The 17058-nt window shown below is 75.1% G+C and carries 14 protein-coding genes and 1 pseudogene; 8 read left to right on the forward strand and 7 right to left on the reverse strand.

The genetic code is table 11. The features are described from left to right. Positions 1–325 precede the first annotated feature (325 nt). Entirely contained in the window at positions 326–1603 is a 1278-nt protein-coding gene (locus ACEPPI_RS35545) for a streptophobe family protein (RefSeq protein ID WP_373919392.1), read from the forward strand. A gap of 30 nt (positions 1604–1633) precedes the next feature. On the opposite strand, the gene ACEPPI_RS35550 is transcribed toward ACEPPI_RS35545, so the two are convergent. Genes ACEPPI_RS35550 through ACEPPI_RS35560 form a run of 3 tightly spaced genes read right to left on the reverse strand, consistent with a single transcriptional unit; the run spans position 1634 to position 5652 of the window. Further along, the gene (locus ACEPPI_RS35550; RefSeq protein WP_373919393.1) at positions 1634–2584 is read right to left on the reverse strand and encodes a serine/threonine-protein kinase; all 951 of its coding nucleotides are present in this window, start codon (positions 2582–2584) and stop codon (positions 1634–1636) included. Then, the gene (locus ACEPPI_RS35555) at positions 2584–3264 is read right to left on the reverse strand and encodes a hypothetical protein (protein ID WP_373919394.1); all 681 of its coding nucleotides are present in this window, start codon (positions 3262–3264) and stop codon (positions 2584–2586) included. The genes ACEPPI_RS35550 and ACEPPI_RS35555 overlap by 1 nt, the downstream gene beginning before the upstream one ends. Before the next feature lie 9 nt (positions 3265–3273). Next, positions 3274–5652 carry an FHA domain-containing protein gene (locus ACEPPI_RS35560; protein WP_373919395.1) on the reverse strand — a complete coding sequence of 793 codons (2379 nt, stop codon included), beginning with the start codon at positions 5650–5652 and terminating at the stop codon, positions 3274–3276. 160 nt (positions 5653–5812) lie between these two features. Here ACEPPI_RS35560 and ACEPPI_RS35565 point away from each other — a divergent pair, with 160 nt between their 5' ends. From ACEPPI_RS35565 to ACEPPI_RS35585, 5 genes are all read left to right on the forward strand, one after another. Further along, positions 5813–6865, forward strand: a complete 1053-nt coding sequence (locus ACEPPI_RS35565; RefSeq protein WP_373919396.1) for a cation diffusion facilitator family transporter — start codon at positions 5813–5815, stop codon at positions 6863–6865. Positions 6866–6894: 29 nt separating this feature from the next. Then, positions 6895–7377: an NUDIX domain-containing protein gene (locus tag ACEPPI_RS35570; protein WP_373919397.1), complete on the forward strand. Its 483-nt coding sequence runs from the start codon at positions 6895–6897 to the stop codon at positions 7375–7377. A gap of 48 nt (positions 7378–7425) precedes the next feature. Further along, entirely contained in the window at positions 7426–8682 is a 1257-nt protein-coding gene (locus tag ACEPPI_RS35575) for a Tm-1-like ATP-binding domain-containing protein (protein WP_373919398.1), read from the forward strand. A 141-nt stretch (positions 8683–8823) separates the two neighbouring features. Beyond that, positions 8824–10455 carry a serine/threonine-protein kinase gene (locus ACEPPI_RS35580; RefSeq protein WP_373919399.1) on the forward strand — a complete coding sequence of 544 codons (1632 nt, stop codon included), beginning with the start codon at positions 8824–8826 and terminating at the stop codon, positions 10453–10455. Continuing rightward, a complete protein-coding gene (locus tag ACEPPI_RS35585; RefSeq protein WP_373919400.1) occupies positions 10452–11054 on the forward strand; it encodes a hypothetical protein in 603 nt (200 codons plus the stop codon). Before ACEPPI_RS35580 ends, ACEPPI_RS35585 begins: the two co-directional genes overlap by 4 nt. Positions 11055–11431: 377 nt before the next feature. Here ACEPPI_RS35585 and ACEPPI_RS35590 read toward each other — a convergent pair whose 3' ends face one another. Next, positions 11432–12721 (reverse strand): bifunctional GNAT family N-acetyltransferase/ATP-binding protein, encoded by a 1290-nt coding sequence (locus ACEPPI_RS35590; protein ID WP_266837077.1) that lies wholly within the window; start codon positions 12719–12721, stop codon positions 11432–11434. 226 nt (positions 12722–12947) lie between these two features. Between ACEPPI_RS35590 and ACEPPI_RS35595 the strand changes: the two genes are divergently transcribed. After that, positions 12948–13718, forward strand: coding sequence for a serine protease (locus ACEPPI_RS35595; protein WP_373919401.1), 771 nt, complete (start codon positions 12948–12950; stop codon positions 13716–13718). 4 nt (positions 13719–13722) lie between these two features. Here ACEPPI_RS35595 and ACEPPI_RS35600 read toward each other — a convergent pair whose 3' ends face one another. The 3 genes from ACEPPI_RS35600 to ACEPPI_RS35610 all read right to left on the reverse strand — a co-directional run bounded on the left by ACEPPI_RS35600 (position 13723) and on the right by ACEPPI_RS35610 (position 16549). Next, positions 13723–14211, reverse strand: coding sequence for an NUDIX domain-containing protein (locus tag ACEPPI_RS35600; RefSeq protein ID WP_373919402.1), 489 nt, complete (start codon positions 14209–14211; stop codon positions 13723–13725). A 37-nt stretch (positions 14212–14248) separates the two neighbouring features. Next, positions 14249–15898, reverse strand: a complete 1650-nt coding sequence (gene lnt, locus ACEPPI_RS35605) for an apolipoprotein N-acyltransferase (protein ID WP_373919403.1) — start codon at positions 15896–15898, stop codon at positions 14249–14251. A 135-nt stretch (positions 15899–16033) separates the two neighbouring features. Beyond that, the gene (locus ACEPPI_RS35610) at positions 16034–16549 is read right to left on the reverse strand and encodes a hypothetical protein (RefSeq protein ID WP_373919404.1); all 516 of its coding nucleotides are present in this window, start codon (positions 16547–16549) and stop codon (positions 16034–16036) included. A gap of 268 nt (positions 16550–16817) precedes the next feature. Between ACEPPI_RS35610 and ACEPPI_RS35615 the strand changes: the two are divergent. Continuing rightward, positions 16818–17058, forward strand: a pseudogene (locus ACEPPI_RS35615) (hypothetical protein); the annotation flags it as partial.

Below are 17058 nucleotides of genomic sequence, written 5' to 3' on the forward strand. Positions count from 1 at the left end.
GGGGTCCACCGGGCGGCCCAACGGGGGGTGCCGGGGGCGGCGGCCCGGGGGGACCCTGCGCCGCCCCGCCGGAGAGCGGCCCGGAAGGGGGCCCGGTGGGGCGCCCGGACGGGGGCACGGACGAGGACGCGTCCGGCGGTGACGGCTGGTGGGGCTGCGGCGGCCGTTCGCCGGAGGGCTGCGTGGTCACGGGCTCTTCTCCCCGGGCGGCGGAATGGCCGAAAGCTCCTACCGATACGGATTCGTGCGCATACGTACACTCCTGCGGACCATTGTGTGCGTGCTCCCGGTGGTGCCCGCAAGCCGGGGGTGCCACGGTGAGCGGGTGATCCGTTCCTCCGTCGGGGCCTCCGCGCACGCCTCCCCCAGGGCCTGGCGCGACGCGCTCGTCGCCGCCTTGGCGGGCTTCGCGGTGATGACCGCGGTGGCCGCGGCCGGGCTCGCCTGCGCGGGAGCGGGCGATCTGCCGGGGGGCGCGTTCCCCCGGGTGCTCGCCGCCGTCGTGGTGATGGCCGCCGGCGGCGCGGTCGAGGGCTCCGCCGAGGCGGGCCCGCTGGCCGGGGCTGACGTGAGCCTGTCCGTGATGCCCCTGTCGGTCAGCCTGGCCGGTGCGCTCACCACGGGCTACCTGTTCCTGCGTCCGCTGCGGGGCCGGGCGGTGGTCCCGCCCCGGGAACTGCCGTTGCGGGCCGCCCGGCTGACCGTCCTGTGGCTGCTCCTGCTCACCCTGTACGGCCTCCTGGCCCGCCAGGACTTCGGGCTCTCCCCCGGCGACTCACCGCTCGGGGACCTCGGCGAGCTGCTCGGCGCCGCGCCGACGGTGGGCTTCCGGGCCGACCTGCCCGCCACGCTCCTCTTCGGGCTCCTGTGGATCCTGGGCCTGCTGCTGATCACCCTGCTGGTCTCGCGGCGCGCGCCGCTCCCGGCCGCGCTGGTCCGCTTCCACGCGGCGGTGCGCCCGGCCGCCCACGCCACCGCCGTGCTGCTCGTCGCGTACGTCGGGCTCGGCCTGGTCGTCGGCCTGGTGACGGCCGCCACCCGGGGCCACGCCGCCCGGACCCTGGCCGTGCTCCTGCTCGGCCTGCCCAACCTGGCCTGGCCGGCCCTCACCCTGGGCTTCGGCGGCGCGTGGCAGGGCCGGGTGGAGGGGCCGTTCGGCCTGCCGGTACCTCAGGTGCTGGACCGGGTCCTGCGCGGCTCCGAGCCGTCGACCGTCGACGTGGCCTCGCTCGCGGAGCACGACCCGCGGGCCTGGTGGCTGGTCCCGGTGGCGGCCGTCCTGCTGCTCGGCACCGGGGTACTGGCCGCCGTACGCTCCCCCGCGCACGTGCGGCCGCACCGGCACGCCCTGCACCTGGCGGTGGCGCTCGCCCTGGCCACCCTGACGGTGTGCCTGCTGGCCCGGGTGGAGGTCCGGTTCGGTCTGTCCCTCCTGGGCATCGGCGACGCGGCCGGGCTGGCCGGCACCGCCGAACTCACCCCGCACCTGTGGCGGACGACCGGACTCGCCCTCCTCTGGGGCGCCGTGGCGGGCTTCCTCGGCGCCCTCCTGTCCCGCCCCGTCCGGCGCCGCCGGGGCACGCAGGCCCCGGCGTCACCCTGAGGCCGTGACCGCCCTGCCGCCGGGGCGGTGCTACGGGCGCCCGGAGGGGCCGCGGAACACGGGCAGGGCCCAGTGCGGGGGCGGCGGGCAGGCGGGGGCGGCGGGTGGGCGGGCGGCCGTGGCGCGGAGGGCGGTGGTGAAGGCCAGACAGGTCCCCCAGCGGTCCTCGGGGGCCTTCGCGAGGGCCTTGGCGAGTACGGAGTCCACGGCGGGCGGCAGTTCCGGGCGGTGCGAGGACGCTGGGGGCGGCGGGTCGTACTGGTGGGCCCAGAGCAGGGCGAGGTCGTCGTCGCGGCGGAACGGCGGGCCCCCGGTGAGCATCTCGTAGACCACGCAGCCCAGCCCGTACACGTCGCAGCGGCCGTCCACCGGCTTCCCGGAGATCTGCTCCGGGGCGACGTAGTCCAGGGTCCCGACGAACTGGCCGACGGTCGTGAACCCGGTCAGCGAGAGGGACTTCTTCGTGAGGCCGAAGTCGGTCAGGTACACGTGCTCGGGGTGTTCGCCGTCGGTGCCCTCGGCGACCAGGACGTTGCCGGGTTTGACGTCCCGGTGGACCAGGTCGTGGGCGTGGGCGGCGTCGAGTGCCGAGGCCAGCTGGCCCGCGATCCGGGCCGCCGCCGCCACTGACAGCGGCCCGGTGCGGTCGAGGAGGGCCCGCAGGTCCTGCCCGGGGACGTACCGCATGGCGATGTACAGCAGCCCGTCCGCCTCACCGGCCTCGAACACCGGCACGATGTGCGGGTGGTCGATGGCCGCCGCCACCCTGGACTCGTGGGCGAAGCGCCGGCGGAAGGTGTCGTTGCGGGCGAGTTCGGGGGCCAGCACCTTCAGCGCCACCGTGCGGTCCAGCCGCAGGTCCCGGGCCCGGTAGACGACGGCCATGCCGCCGCGCCCGATCTCGTCCTCCAGCAGGTAGCCGGCGATCCGCCTGCCGGCGGATCCGGACGCCCGCCCGGCCCGCGGGTCGGCGGCTCCCATCAGCGCCCGCCCGGTTCGGGCGGGGGCCGGTCCACGACCCTGGTGGGCTCGTGGGCCGGTTCCGCCGTGCCGGCCCCCGGGGCGGGGCCGGAGTCCCGGGGCTGCGAGTCCCGGGGCTGCGAGTCCCGGGGCTGCGGGTCCCGGGGCTGCGGGTCCCGGGGCTGCGGCGCGGGCGGGGCGCCCGGTCCCGAGACGACCGCGTAGGGGGCCAGGCGGCTCCCGTCCGCGTACATCCACCGCTCCTCGGCCGCGTCGTAGAGCCACGCGGACTCCCCGTCGATGACGATCCCGGCCCGCAGGCCCCGTACGGCCTCCCGGAACACGCCGGTGTCCGCCCGGTCCGCGGCGAGGTCGTGGACGGCCCGCCGGTAGCGGTCGAGGGCGTCGGCAGCCTCGGCGAGCAGCGGCCCGGGGTCCTCGGCCGGGGCGGCCGGCCGGCCGGCCGTGGGCGGCGGCTGCGGTACGGCCACCAGCAGCCGGCCGTCGACCCAGGCGGACCAGCCGTTGGCGCACAGGACCTCCCCCCACTCCCCGCTCCGGGACAGCAGGCGTACGGGGAGGAAGGCGTCCAGGGCGGTGGTCGGCCGGGTCGCGTCGGGCGCCTCCCAGGCGGGCAGCCCGTCGGGCGGGACCACGTGCGTGGGCCGGAACACGGCGCCGGGGCCGTCCGGGGTGGTCATCGGCCGGGCCTACTTCCGCATGATCGCGGGCTCGTGCCGCCGCAGCAGCCGCGCGACCAGTACGCCGAACAGGACGGACAGGGCCACCAGCATGCCCATGTTGAGGAGCCAGACCCCGGCGGAATGCGCGAAGAGGGGGTCGTCGGTGAGCGGGCCGGGCACGATCCGGGCGAGGTCGATGGTGCCGGCCATCGCGCCGAGCGCCCAGCGGGAGGGGACGAACCAGGCGAGCTGCTCGATCACCGGTACTCCGTCGAGCTGGAGCAGCGCCCCGCAGAAGACGACCTGGACGATGGCGAGGAGGACCAGCAGCGGCATGGTGACCTCCTCCTTCTTCACCAGGGCGGACACGAGCAGGCCGAGCGTCATCGCGGTGAAGGACAGCAGGGCGACGGCGAGGGTGATCTCGACGAGCGGCGGCAGGAACACCCCGGTGGCGCCCGGCGGTACGAGCCGCACGCCGAAAAGGCCCACGAGGGTCAGGACGACGGCCTGGGCCACGGTGATCGTGCCCAGTACCACCACCTTGGACATCAGATAGGCGGACCGCGACAGTCCGACGGCGCGTTCGCGCTGGTAGATCACCCGTTCCTTGACCAGCTCCCGGACGGCGTTGGCGGCTCCGGTCAGGACGCCGCCGACGCACAGGATGAGCAGGGCGTTGATCGCCGTCTCCTGGGTGAGGGCGCTGCCGGCCAGGGCGCGGGCCATGGCGCCCATCACGAACGGCAGGGCGATCATGATGGCGAGGAAGGTGCGGTCGGCGCCGAGCGCGGCGGCGTAGCGGCGGACCAGGGTGGAGAGCTGGGAACCCCAGCTCTGCGCCTTGGGCGGCGCGGGGGCGAAGCCCGCCGTGCCCTGGCCGGCCTGTCCGTCCGGGGCTCCGCGGGGTCCCCGGGGTGCTCCGGCTCCGTAGGCGCGGTACTGGGGGGAGGCGGCGTACTGGCCGGCCCAGTCGCGGTCCCGCTCGTTCTCGAAGGCCTCGAAGGCCTCGGGCCACTGGTCGAAGCCGAAGAAGCCGAGGGTCTCGCCGGGCGGCCCGTACCAGGCGACGCGGCCGCCGGGGGCGAGCACCAGCAGCCGGTCGCACACGTCCAGGCTGAGCACGCTGTGGGTGACGACGATGACGGTGCGGCCGTCGTCGGCGAGGCCGCGCAGCATGTGCATGACGGAGCGGTCCATGCCGGGGTCGAGGCCGGAGGTGGGTTCGTCGAGGAAGAGCAGGGACGGCTTGGTCAGCAGTTCCAGGGCGACGGAGACCCGTTTGCGCTGGCCGCCCGAGAGGCTGTGGATGGGCTGGTCCGCGCGCTGTCCGAGACCGAGTTCGCCGATCACCTCGTCCACGCGGGCCTGGCGTTCGGCCTTGGCGGTGTCCTGCGGGAAGCGCAGTTCGGCGGCGTAGGTGAGGGCGCGGCGGACGGTGAGCTGGGCGTGCAGGATGTCGTCCTGGGGGACGAGTCCGATGCGGCTGCGCAGTTCGGCGTAGTCGCGGTAGAGGTCGCGGCCGTCGTAGAGGACGGTGCCGTGGTCGGCGGGGCGCAGTCCGGTCAGGGCGCCGAGCAGGGTGGATTTGCCGGCGCCGCTGGGTCCGACGACGGCGAGCAGGCATTTCCCGCCGACGGGGAAGGAGACGTCGTCGAGGAGCGTCTTGCGGCCGTGGTCGACGGCGACGGCGAGGTCCTGCACGTCGAGGGAGACCTCGCCGCTGTCGACGTACTCCTGGAGCTGGTCGCCGACGAGGCAGAAGGCCGAGTGGCCGATGCCGACGATGTCCCCCTCGGCGATCCGGGCCCGTTCGACGGGGGTGCCGTTGAGGTAGGTGCCGTTGTGGCTGCCGAGGTCGGCGATCTCGTAGGTGCCGTCGGCGAGGGCGCGCAGTTCGGCGTGCCGGCGGGAGACGACGAGGTCGTCGACGACGAGGTCGTTGGCGGGGTCGCGGCCGATGCGCAGGGCGGTACGGGCGGCCAGCGGGCGGACGGTGGTGGGCCGGCGGAAGGTGCCGGTGCGCTCCGGGTGGGCGACGGGGGCGGCGGACGGGACGGTCAGGGGCGGGGGCGGGGGCGGGGGCGTGCGGATGGAGAGGACGGCGCGCGGGCCGTCCAGGGCGCTGCCGAAGCGCAGCTCGCTGCCGGGGCCGATGCTCCATTCGTGGATGCGGTGGCCGTCCGCCCAGGTGCCGTTGGTGCTGTCCTCGTCCCGGACGGTCCAGTGGTCCCCGTCGGGGCACAGGACCGCGTGGTGCCAGGAGACGCGGACGTCGTCGAGGCAGATCTCGCAGAGGGGGTCCCGGCCGACGTGATAGGTCCGGGGCGGGCTCATCTCGGTCGAGCCCCCGGCGGTCTCCAGGACGAGTTCGGGCGCGGTGTCCGCACCGGGGCGCTGGACCATGCACAGATCTTCCCACGATCGACCGATCCCGGCGCGGGCAGCATCACCGCAGGTCAGAGGGGTCTTATGGAGAATGACAACGGTCCCCGTTGCAGCCTTTGCCGATCTCGCCGAGGTGCGCTTCACTTCACGCGTCGGAACCGAACAAACGGGGGACGCCATGACCGGGCACGACCACGCGCACGACCACGACCTGGGGCCCGACCACGGGCACGGCCACGCGCAGGACCACGGCCACGGCCACGCCGGGCACGGTCACGGGGTCGACCCGGACGCGGACCGCCGCTGGCTGGCGATCGCGCTCGCGCTGATCGGCGGGTTCATGGCCGTCGAGGTGGTCATCGGTGTGATGGCCCAGTCCCTGGCCCTGATCTCGGACGCGGCGCACATGCTGACCGATGCCGTCTCGATCGTCCTCGCGCTGATCGCGATGCGGCTGGCGGCGCGCCCGGCGCGCGGAGGTTTCACGTTCGGCCTCAAGCGGGCCGAGATCCTCTCCGCCCAGGCCAACGGCCTGACCCTGCTGTTGCTGGCGGCCTGGCTGGCGTACGAGGCGGTACGGCGGCTGATCGACCCGCCGCAGGTGGAGGGCGGTCTGGTGCTGGTGACGGCGCTGGCCGGCATCGTCGTCAACGTGGCGGCGGCCTGGTGCATCTCGCGGGCGAACCGGTCCTCGCTGGCCGTGGAGGGCGCCTACCAGCACATCCTGAACGACCTGTTCGCCTTCATCGGGACGGCCGTGGCGGGCCTGATCGTGCTCACGACCGGTTTCGTGCAGGCGGACGCGATCGCCACGCTCGTGGTGGTGGTGCTGATGGTGAAGGCGGGCTACGGGCTGGTGCGCGAGTCGGGGCGGATCTTCCTGGAGGCGGCCCCGGCGCACCTGGACCCGGACGCGGTCGGTGACCGTCTCGTCGGGCACCCGCCGGTGACGGAGGTGCACGACCTGCACATCTGGACGATCACCTCGGGGCAGGCCGCGCTGTCCGCGCACGTGCTGGTGGAGCCGGAGGGCGACTGTCACGCGGTGCGCCGGGATCTGGAGCGGCTGCTGGAGAAGGAGTACGGGATCACTCACACCACGCTCCAGGTGGACCACGTCCAGGAGGCGCTGCTGTCGGTCGGCCGGGCGGGCGAGGAGCCGGGCGGCGGCGACCCGCACTGTGCGGACGCGCACGGCCCGGTCCACCGGGAGGGTCCGCACGCGCACTGAAGGCCGGCCGGCCGGGCATACATGAAGCCATGACGGAGCCGAAGAGGCACAAGCGCAGCGCCGGCCTGCTGTTGTTCCGCCGCACCGGCGGCGGGGGCGTGGAGGTCCTGCTCGGCCACATGGGCGGTCCGCTGTGGGCGGGTCGGGACGCCGGCGGCTGGGCGATCCCCAAGGGCGAGTACGGGCCGGACGAGGCGCCCCGGGACGCGGCCCGCCGGGAGTTCACGGAGGAGCTCGGGCTGGCGCCGCCGGAGGGCGACTACCTGCCGCTCGGCGAGGTGCGGCTGACCAGCGGGAAGCTGGTGACCATCTGGGCGGTCGAGGCGGACCTCGATCCGGCGCTGACGGTGCCCGGTACGTTCACGCTGGAGTGGCCTCCGCACTCCGGGCGGGAGCAGGAGTTCCCGGAGCTGGACCGGGTGGCCTGGTTCACCCCGCCGATGGCGCGAAACAAGCTGATGGTTCCTCAAATCCCGTTTCTGGAGCGCCTGTTGGTGCTACTGGAGGGTTGACTGGACCTTTACTTGCCAGCAAACCCCACCTGCGTGGACATTGCACATATGACGAGCGTCGTGCTGGTGGGAACCCTGGACACCAAGGGTGTCGAGTACGGCTGGCTGCGCGAGAGACTGCTGCGCGCCGGCGTCGAGGTGGTACTGGTCGACACGGGGATCATGGGAGAGCCCCGGGTGAACGCGGACGTGCCGCGCGAAGCGGTGGCCCGGGCGGCGGGCACGGAACTGTCCGACCTGCGGGCCGCCGCCGACCGCGGCTCGGCCGTGGCCACGATGGCCCGGGGCGCGGAGGCGGCCCTCCTGCGCCTGCACGCCGAGGGGCGGCTGCACGGGGTGCTCGCGATCGGGGGCAGCGGGGGCACCTCGATCGCGACCCGCGCCATGCGGGCGCTGCCGCTCGGCGTGCCGAAGGTGATGGTCTCCTCGATGGCGTCCGGGGACGTGGCCCCGTACGTCGGGTCCGCGGACATCACGATGATGTACAGCGTGGTGGACATCGCCGGGATCAACAGCATCTCGGCGCCGGTGCTGGCGAACGCCGTGGAGGCGGTCGCCGGGATGGCCAGGGCGTTCCAGCGCGCCTCCATGGAGCTGCGCCGCCCGGCCCGGCCTGGGGCGGGTGCCCGGCCGCTGGTCGCGGCGAGCATGGCGGGGGTGACGACGACCGGTGTGGACGCGGCCCGGGAACGGCTGACCGAACTGGGCTACGAGGTACTGGTCTTCCAAGTGAGCGGTACGGGCGGGCGGACCCTGGAGACCCTGGCCGGGCAGGGGATCTTCGCGGGTGTGCTGGACCTGACCCTCAGCGAGCTCGCCGACGACCTGTGCGGCGGCATCCTCACGGCGGGGCCCGACCGGCTCAGCGCGGCCGGGCGGGCGGGGATCCCGCAGGTGGTGAGCCTGGGCGCGCTGGACATGGTGAAGTTCGGGCCGCTGGAGACCCTGCCCGAACGGGCCCGCTACCGCAGGATCCGTGTCCACAACCCCTCGATCACGGTGATCCGTACGACCGAGTCCGAGTGCGCGGAGCTCGGCCGCCGGGTCGCGACGAAACTGCGCGCGTCGACGGGGCCGACGGCGGTCTGCCTGCCCCTGCGCGGGCTGTCCACGCTCGGCGCGCCGGGCGGCCCGTACCACGACCCCCGCGCGGACGGGGCCCTGTTCTCGACGCTGCGTGCGGGCCTGCTCGGGAGCGCCGCCCGGCTCTACGACTACGACACCCACATCAACGACCCGGCCTTCGGACGGGCCGCCGCCGACCGGTTGCACACCATGATCGGCGCGGTCTCGGCCGCCGCCTGATCCCCGCCGGGTGTCCGGGTCCCGGACACCCGGCGGGGTTGGGAACCGGCCGTGGCGGAAACCGTGTCCTGGAGGGTGCCGGTCGGGGGACGACCGGCCGGCCCCCTCGGAGGCCGGTGACGCCACGGACGGGGGCGGACGATGGACAACGGCTGGACGGTGCCGGGCTACGGCGAGGTCCGCGAGCTCGGTGCGGGCGCCAGCGGCCGGGTGGTGCTCGCGGTGCACACGGCCACCGGTACGGCGGTCGCGGTGAAGTACCTGTCGGAGCGGCTGCGCCGGGACCCGGCCTTCGTCCGGGAGTTCCGGGCGGAGGCACGGCTGCTCGGCGGTCTCGGCTCCCCCTACGTGGTGGGCCTCTACGAGTACGTGGAAGCACCCGACGGCGCCGCGATCGTGATGGAGCTGGTCGACGGGATCTCCCTGCGCGCGGTCCTCAGGGAGTCCGGGCGGGCGGAGCCGGAGGCGGCCCTGGTCGTGCTGAAGGGCTCCCTCCTGGGGCTGGCCGCGGCCCACCGGGCGGGTGTCGTCCACCGGGACTACAAACCGGAGAACGTGCTGGTCGCCCCGGACGGTTCCTCGAAGCTGGTCGACTTCGGGATCGCGACGGGCCGCGGCACCACCCCGGGCGTGGCCGGCACCCCCGCCTACATGGCGCCCGAACAGTGGCAGGGCGAACCCGCCTCGCCGACCGCCGACGTGTACGCGGCCACCGCGACCTTCTTCGAGTTCCTGACCGGGCGCAAGCCGTACGACGGCACGAACCTCGCGGAGCTCGCCGTCCAGCACATCGAGGCGCCGGTGCCGGAGACGGAGGCCCCGGAGCCGGTGCGTCCGCTGATCCGGCGCGGCCTGGCCAAACGGCCGGACCAGCGGCCGGAGAACGCCGAGGCCTTCGTCGCGGAGCTGGAGGAGCTGGCGCTGACCGCGTACGGGCCGGGCTGGGAGGAGCGCGGGCAGCGCAGGCTCGCCGCGCTGGCCGCCCTGCTGCCGCTGCTGTTCCCCTCGGCGGGCACCGCCGCCGCGGGCACCACCGCGGTGGCCACGACCTCGATCGGGCAGGGCGCCGGCTGGGCCCCGGGGCGCACCGGCTGGTTCGCGGCCGGGCTGGCCCTGGTCCTGGGGGCCGCGCTGGTGCTGACCACCGACGCCGTCGGCGCCGCCCCGTCCGGGGCGTCGGCGCTGAGCGCCCTCGCCACCACGAGCGCGGCCCCGCCGGGGTCCGCGCCGCCCGCCCCGGGTCCGTCCGCGTCCCCGTCCGGCTCCGTCTCCGCCTCCGCCTCCCCCGGCGGCTCCCCGGTCCCGTCGGCCCCTCCGAGCCCCTCGTGGTCCCCGACGCCGACGGCCTCCCCCTCGACGAGCCCGAGCCCCACGCCGAGCCCGACGGGGAAGCCGTCCGTGTCCTGGTCCCCGACGCCCACGCCCACGCCGACCCCCACCCTGCGGGTGAGCGCCGTGGACGTCTCCCTCAAGACGGGTGTCTACCGGGGCGACGCCGCCGTCTCCGTGACCGCCGCGGGGAGGGGGGCCGTCAAGGTGGTCCTGCAGTGGTACCTGGGCTCCGCCCAGGGGGCCTACACGGTGCCCGACGGCACCGACACCTTCTTCGTCAAGGCCGGCTCCACGACCCAGGTGGTCCGCTCCCACACCTTCCCGCGCGGGTACGGCTGCTACGGCGGCGTCCGCGTCACCACCGAGCCGGCCGCCGGGAGCGGTCCGGCGTACGACTCGAAGCCGCTGGTGCGCTGCCAGGACCAGGAGCCCCCACGATGAGCGATCCCCGCGCCCCGCACGGCGACGACGACTACAGCGCCACCGTCCTCGGCAGCCACTGGATCACGGGGCCGCCGTCTCCCGAGGACGCCGCCCCCGACCGGGTCGAGGGTTCCGTGCTGCGCTTCGGGCCGGGTGTGACGGCGGCGATGCCGGCGCCGTTCCCGCTGCGCCCGGGGGCGCCCGCGCCGGTCCGGCGCCGGGGCGGGGGCTGGCGGCGGTACGCCCTCGCCGCCGTGGTGCTCGCGCTGGTGCTGGCGTATCTGGGCTGGCAGCGGTTCGGGCCCGGTGTCGCCGTCCGGGACGCGGCGGTCACCACCGACCCGGCGGGTCCCGGCTGCGACCGGGCCGCCGATGTGGTGGCCGTCGTACACACCGACGGGCGGCCCGGAACCCTCACCTACCGCTGGGTCCGCAGCGACGGCACGCGCTCGGAGGAGCTGACGGAGCGGGTGCCACGCGGGCGCGAGGAGGCCACGCTGCACCTGCTGTGGACCTTCCGGGGCACGGGGCGTTACGCGGCGCGCGCGGAACTCCGGCTGGTCTCGCCCGTCGAGCGCTCCGCCGCGGTGGACTTCACGTACAGCTGCCGCCCGTAGCGGACGGGCGGAAGGCGCCGGGCGGGGGCGGGGGGCCGGGTGCGTGGCGGGGTGGCCGGGTGGAGCGGCCCGGGAGCCGTCCTTCCGGCCGGGTCGGACGTGGCCGTCCGGCCGAAGCCGGGGACGGGGGCCCGCTGGTTGACTCGGGGGGTGGGCGAGGGCGTACAGGACGCCCTCGGGCACCCCTGCGCGTCGCGTTCCAGCCGGCGGACACTCCAACCGGAACGCGACCGTCCCGCACGGATGCCCAGTCCTCGCGGGAGGCCCGCAGCCGCTTTGGGGAGGGGCTGCGGGCCGTTTCGCGTACCGGGCGGGGTGCGGGCCCGGTCCTTTCCGGCTCCGCCCGCCAGGGGAGCCGGGGCTCCGCGGGACGGAGTTCAGAAGCGGGCGTGGGCGGCGATGTCCGCCTGGAACTCGCCCGTCATCGCCGGGGTGACCGTCGGGCGGCACTGCGCGACCGCCGCCAGGTAGTCCGCCGTCGTCGCCCCGGGCGGGGCGGCCCCCAGACCCCGTGCGACCGCCGCCTCCAGGTCCCGTTCGAAGGACACCTGCGCCGCGATCCGGGCCGCGTGCTCGATGTCGGCGGGGGTGAACAGCTCGCTGGCCTCCACCAGCGCCGCCACGTCCACGCCCGCGCGGCCCGCCGTGTACCGCGACCAGATCGCGGCGCGCGCCCCGGCGTCGGGGGTGCCGATCGGGATCAGGTAGTCGAAGCGGCCCGGCCGCAGGAAGGCCGGGTCGAGGGAGCGGATGGAATTGGTGGCGCAGACCAGCAGCCGCTCGTCGCCCTCCCGGAAGCCGGGTATCAGCTTGAGCAGTTCGTTGGTCACCCCGTGGATCCCGCCGGGCTGCGCGGGCTCGGTGCGCACGGGGGCGATCTCCTCGACCTCGTCGATGAAGACGAGCACCCGCTCCAGCTCGGCGATCCGGGCGAAGGCGTCGCGCAGCGCGGCCGACAGGTTGCCCTCGTCGGCCAGGCGCGAGGGCAGCAGTTCCACGAAGGGCCAGCCCAGGCGGGAGGCGATGGCGCGGGCGAAGGTGGTCTTCCCGGTGCCGGGCGGCCCGAAGAGGGTGATGGCCCGCGGGGCCCGCACCCCGTGCGAGGCGGCCCGTTCCGGCTCGGCGAGCGGCAGCACCACGCGCCGCTCGATGAGGTCCTTCTCCTTCTCCATACCGGCGACGCGGTCCCACAGGTCGCTCTGGAGGAACCGGCCGCCGAGGTCGTCGAGGAGCCCGGCGGCCGGTCCGTGCAGCGGCTCGGTCTTCTCGAAGTAGGCGACCGCGGGCTGGCGGGTGTAGCCCGCGTTCAGCAGGCCCTCGCCGAGCAGGTCCTCCTCGGGCAGGACGTAGGCGATCCGGCCGACGCGGGCGGCGATCAGCCGCCGCTCCAGCTCGACCAGCAGGGCACTGGCCAGGCCCCGGCCGCGCCAGCCGGAGGCGATCGCGATGCGCATCACCCAGGCGCGCTCCCCGGTCACGCAGGCCAGGGCCGCGCCGATCGGGACGCCCTGGTGGACGGCGACCACGCAGGGCTGCCGGTCGGTGAGCGCGCTGATGCACTCGGCGAGGGAGAAGACGGACTCCTGGCCGAGCTCCGCCGTGGTGTCGATCAGATGGACCACCGCTGCGAGATCGCTCTCGCGGTAGTCGTGGATGAGCCAGTTCACCGGGTACCGCCCCTCGTTCGTGCTCCTGCGGCGAGGCTAGGGGCGGGCGGGCCCCGCGATCACGCTCCGCGGTGCACAACAGCCGGTACGGAAACCCACCGCGGCGTCCATAGACCGGCGGGGCGGCAACGGCGTCCGGGGAGTCCGGGGAGCCCGTCGGCGATTCACAGCGGATTCATACGGATCACCGGGCTCCGGACACAGTTTCCCCGGGGAGGCTCGGTGCATGATCCAACGCATCCTCCTCCGACAGGCCGGCCGTCCCCGCGCCCGGCGGGCGTCCCGGATCCTGCTCGCGGTGACCGCGATGGCCGCACTGCTGAGCGTGGACATGCCGAACGCCGCGGCGGTGCCCCCGCTCGGCGTGACCGCCACGGCCCTGCCCGACGCGACGGTGACCCGGGTGGGCGCACTGTTCGCGGGCGGCCTCGACGGCGGGCACTTCTGCACCGCCGCCGTGGTGCACAGCGCCGACCGCGACGTGATCGCCACGGCCGCGCACTGCCTCGACCACCCGGACACCACCGTGTTCGCCCCGGGCTACCGGGACGGGAAGGCTCCGTACGGGGTGTGGCGGCTGACCGGTGTGAACGTGGCCGGGGACTGGACGGACGGCAAGGACCCCGACGACGACATCGCCTTCGCGACCGTCGCGCCGTCGGACGGGGCGCAGATCGAGGACGTCGTCGGCGGATTCCCGGTCGTCACCGAGCAGCCCGACGACGTGACGGTGACGATCCTCGGATATCCCAGCACGCTGGACGCCCCGCTGCGCTGCTCCAACGCCACGAGCCTGCTCTCCGAGACCCAGCGGCGCATCGACTGCCCCGATCTGAGCGGCGGCACCAGCGGCAGCCCCTGGCTGGTGGACGGCGCGCTGGCGGGTGTCCTGGGCGGCTATGAGGGGGGCGGCACGGTCCCGGAGGTCTCCTACAGCGCGGTGATGGGCGACCAGGCCCTGGAGCTCTACCGCGAGGCGGCCGTCTCGGCGGGCTGAGCCGCTACCGCTCCGCGGGGTCCGCAGGTGCCTCGAACCAGGTGGGCTCCTCGCGCCGTGCGCGGCGTACGCGGTCCAGCGCGAAGGGCTCCAGCGGCGGCAGCTCCTCCGGGTCGAACCAGGCGACCTCCAGCAGCTCCCCGTCGGCGGCGCGGGCCTCGCCGCCGGTCGCGCGGCAGCGGAAGGTGATGTCCTGGAACTGGCAGACGTCACCGTTCGGGTACGTGATCGGTTCGAGCATCTGGACGAGCACGACCCGCTCCGGCACGCACCGCACGGCCGTCTCCTCGTACACCTCGCGCACCGCCGTGTCGGCGGGCTGCTCCCCCGGCTCGGCTATCCCGCCGACGACGGACCAGCGGCCGGTGTCGGCGCGGCGGCCCAGCAGCACCCGGCCCCGGTCGTCGAAGACGATGGCGGTCACCCCGGGCAGCAGGAGCAGCAGCTGTCCGGCGCCCGCCCGGATCGCGCGGATGAATTCGGGAGTGGTCATGCCCCGACCTTACGAGGCCGCTCGCCGGTCACCGTCGTCATGCGGCCCGGCGGGCGCGAATGCGGCGGAAGAGGACCGTCCCCAGGCCGGCCGCGGCGACCAGGACCAGCGCGTACTCCGGCAGCGGGCCCAGGCGGGTGGCCGGGGTCTGCGTGGAACGCAGCGGGATCTCGGCCACGAGCGCGTCGGCGGTGAACATCTTCGTCTGCGACACGATCGAGCCGTCGGGGCGGATGACGGCGCTGACCCCGCTGGTGACGGGGACGAGGACGCTGCGGCTGTGCTCGACCGCGCGGATCCGGTCCATGGCGAGCTGCTGGTAGGTCATCTCGGTCCGGCCGAAGGTGGCGTTGTTGCTGGGGACGGCGATGACCTGGGCGCCGGCCCGGACGGTCGAGCGGACGGCGTCGTCGAAGGCGGCCTCGTAGCAGGTGACCATGCCGATCCCGCTGCCCCCCATGTCGAAGACGCCGGGCTCCTTGCCGGGTCCGAAGTCGCGGCGGACGCGGTCCACGTCGGAGCTGAAGAGCCGGACGAAGGAGCGCATCGGGATCCGCTCGCCGAAGGGCTGGATCTTGCGCTTGTCGTAGGTGGCCGTGGGGCCCTTGACCGGGTCCCACAGGATCATCGTGTTGCGCAGCGGGCCGGTTTCGGGGGCCAGTACGGAGCCGATCGCGACGGGCACGCCGATGGCCTTCACCGCCCGGTCGATCACCGCGTAGGCGTCGGGCTGGGTGAAGGGGTCGATGTCGGAGGAGTTCTCCGGCCACACCACGAAGTCCGGCTTGGCGACCCGGCCGGCCTTGACGTCCTCGGCGAGCTGGAGGGTGCGGTTCGCGTGGTTGTCCAGGACCTGGCGGCGCTGGGCGTTGAAGTCGAAGCCGGCGCGGGGCACGTTGCCCTGGATGACGGCGGCAACGGCGGTGCCGTCCTCGGCGGCGTCGGAGACCAGCGGGCGGGCGGCGAGGGCCGCGCCGATCGGGGCGACGACGGCGACCGCGGCGAGCGCGGCGGTGGTCCGGCCCGGGTGGCGGCGGGCGATGCGGGCCACCTCGTAGAGCCCGAATCCGCACAAAGCCACGCCGAAGGAGAGCAGCGGGGTGCCGCCGACGGCGGCGAGCGGGGTGAAGACCCCGTCGGCCTGGCCGAAGGCGAGCCGGCCCCAGGAGAAGCCGCCGAAGGGGGCACGGGCGCGCAGGGCCTCGTCCGCGACCCAGACGGCGGCCGCCCACAGCGGCCAGCCGGGGAGCTTGGAGACGAGGGCGATACCGAGGCCCGCCAGGCCGATCAGCAGGGCTTCGAGGGCGACCAGGGCCAGCCAGGGAACGGGGCCGACGCCCTCGCCGGTCCAGACGAGCAGCGGCAGCAGGTAGCCGAGCCCGAAGAGGAAGCCGAGCCCGAAGCCCGCCCGGGCGCGGCGGCCGCGCAGGCAGCCGGCCAGCAGGGCGAGGGCGAAGGGGGCCAGCCACCACAGGGGGCGGGGCGGGAAGCTGAGGTAGAGCAGGACTCCGGCGACGGCGGCGAGGGCGGCCCGCAGCAGCCAGGCCGCCTTCCGCTTCCACGGGCCGGCGGCGGCCGCGGCCTCGGCTGCGGCTTCGGGTGCGGCCGTGTTCTCGGTACCCGCTTCGGCTCGTCCGGCGGGCTGCGAGGGCCCGCTCCCGGCGGCGCTGGTGATACTGCTGCTCATCTGGCGGAGTGTACGTCCCCGTGTCCCAAGGGTCGGTAAGGAGACACCGCACACCGGACACCGGACGCGGTGCGGCAGGGCGTACGGGCGGGCGGGCGGGCGGGCGGCGAAGCGGATGCGGTGGCCGACGGGCTGCTAGCCAGCGAGTGCGCGCAGGTGCGTGCGGATGACGCGGACGGCGTTCTCGGCGTCATCGACGGTGACCGTGAAGAGCTTGCCGTCGCCGAGCCTGAGCTCGATGCCCTCGCCGCGCCGGACGATGATCGCGGTGCCCTTGTCCGGTCGCCAGCGGTAGCCCCAGCCTCCCCACTGCTGAGGGGTGATGCTGGGCAGGAACTCGGCGGCGACGACGTCGGAGAGCCGGATCGTGCGGCGCGGCAGCCCCATGTGGCCGCAGCGCACGTCAAGGCGTTCGGAGTCGACGGTCACGGCCACGTGCACGAACGCGAGGGTGCCGTAGAGGATCAGCAGCCCGGCCGCGAGGCAGCCGATCACCGACATGAGCAGCGGCACCATGCCGGAGGTCCAGGCGTTGTCGACGGCGAGCTCGATGCCGAGCGCGAGACACGCCGCGCCGGCCGCGGCGAGCAGCCACTGGACGCGGTTGGAGGCCCGTCCCGTCCACAGCGGACCCGGGGGGTGAACCGTCATGTCCAGCAGCGTACCCACGTTCCGGCGACGCACCACCACCGCTGAGCCGGTCGGCGCAGCGCACCACGGAGGCCGGCGGGCGGGGGCCCTCATGCGGGGCGCCACGTGCGTGGTGGAGTGGCGGCATGGATCAGGAATCGGGGGAACGGCCACGGGGCACGGCCGTGGCGGCGCCGACCGCGGGAGCCTGCGTGAACGCCCGGAGCGGCGGGGACCGCGGGGCGGAACGGACGGACCGGCTGGACCGGGTCGTGACACGGTCGCCGCGGTGACCGGGGCGCCGGCCGGGGCGGTCTACGGGGCCCGCGCGATCCCCCGGGAGTGGACGGACCCCCTGTACGGGCCGCTGCCCGGGGCGGGGCCGGGCCACGGGGAGCGCGGCGGCGGCCGGGTGCCGGACCGGGTCCTGGACGGCGGGGCCCTGCGTGCCCTGGCCCGGCGGCTCGCGGGCCGCGTGCCCGGGTCAGCCGCAGCCGCACCCTCCGCCGCCGCACAGGTCCACATCGAGG

The sequence above is a fragment of the Streptomyces sp. AB3(2024) genome (assembly GCF_041862025.1).
In the GTDB taxonomy this organism is placed as follows: Bacteria; Actinomycetota; Actinomycetes; order Streptomycetales; family Streptomycetaceae; genus Streptomyces.

Excerpts from the sequence above, each read along its gene's own strand:
- ACEPPI_RS35550 (WP_373919393.1), bottom strand. The coding sequence starts at position 2,584 with ATGGGAGCCGCCGACCCGCGGGCCGGGCGGGCGTCCGGATCCGCCGGC.
- ACEPPI_RS35585 (WP_373919400.1), top strand. The coding sequence starts at position 10,452 with ATGAGCGATCCCCGCGCCCCGCACGGCGACGACGACTACAGCGCCACC.
- lnt (WP_373919403.1), bottom strand. The coding sequence starts at position 15,898 with ATGAGCAGCAGTATCACCAGCGCCGCCGGGAGCGGGCCCTCGCAGCCC.
- ACEPPI_RS35610 (WP_373919404.1), bottom strand. The coding sequence starts at position 16,549 with ATGACGGTTCACCCCCCGGGTCCGCTGTGGACGGGACGGGCCTCCAAC.
- ACEPPI_RS35595 (WP_373919401.1), top strand. The coding sequence starts at position 12,948 with ATGATCCAACGCATCCTCCTCCGACAGGCCGGCCGTCCCCGCGCCCGG.
- ACEPPI_RS35580 (WP_373919399.1), top strand. The coding sequence starts at position 8,824 with ATGGACAACGGCTGGACGGTGCCGGGCTACGGCGAGGTCCGCGAGCTC.
- ACEPPI_RS35565 (WP_373919396.1), top strand. The coding sequence starts at position 5,813 with ATGACCGGGCACGACCACGCGCACGACCACGACCTGGGGCCCGACCAC.
- ACEPPI_RS35600 (WP_373919402.1), bottom strand. The coding sequence starts at position 14,211 with ATGACCACTCCCGAATTCATCCGCGCGATCCGGGCGGGCGCCGGACAG.
- ACEPPI_RS35575 (WP_373919398.1), top strand. The coding sequence starts at position 7,426 with ATGACGAGCGTCGTGCTGGTGGGAACCCTGGACACCAAGGGTGTCGAG.
- ACEPPI_RS35555 (WP_373919394.1), bottom strand. The coding sequence starts at position 3,264 with ATGACCACCCCGGACGGCCCCGGCGCCGTGTTCCGGCCCACGCACGTG.
- ACEPPI_RS35560 (WP_373919395.1), bottom strand. The coding sequence starts at position 5,652 with ATGGTCCAGCGCCCCGGTGCGGACACCGCGCCCGAACTCGTCCTGGAG.
- ACEPPI_RS35570 (WP_373919397.1), top strand. The coding sequence starts at position 6,895 with ATGACGGAGCCGAAGAGGCACAAGCGCAGCGCCGGCCTGCTGTTGTTC.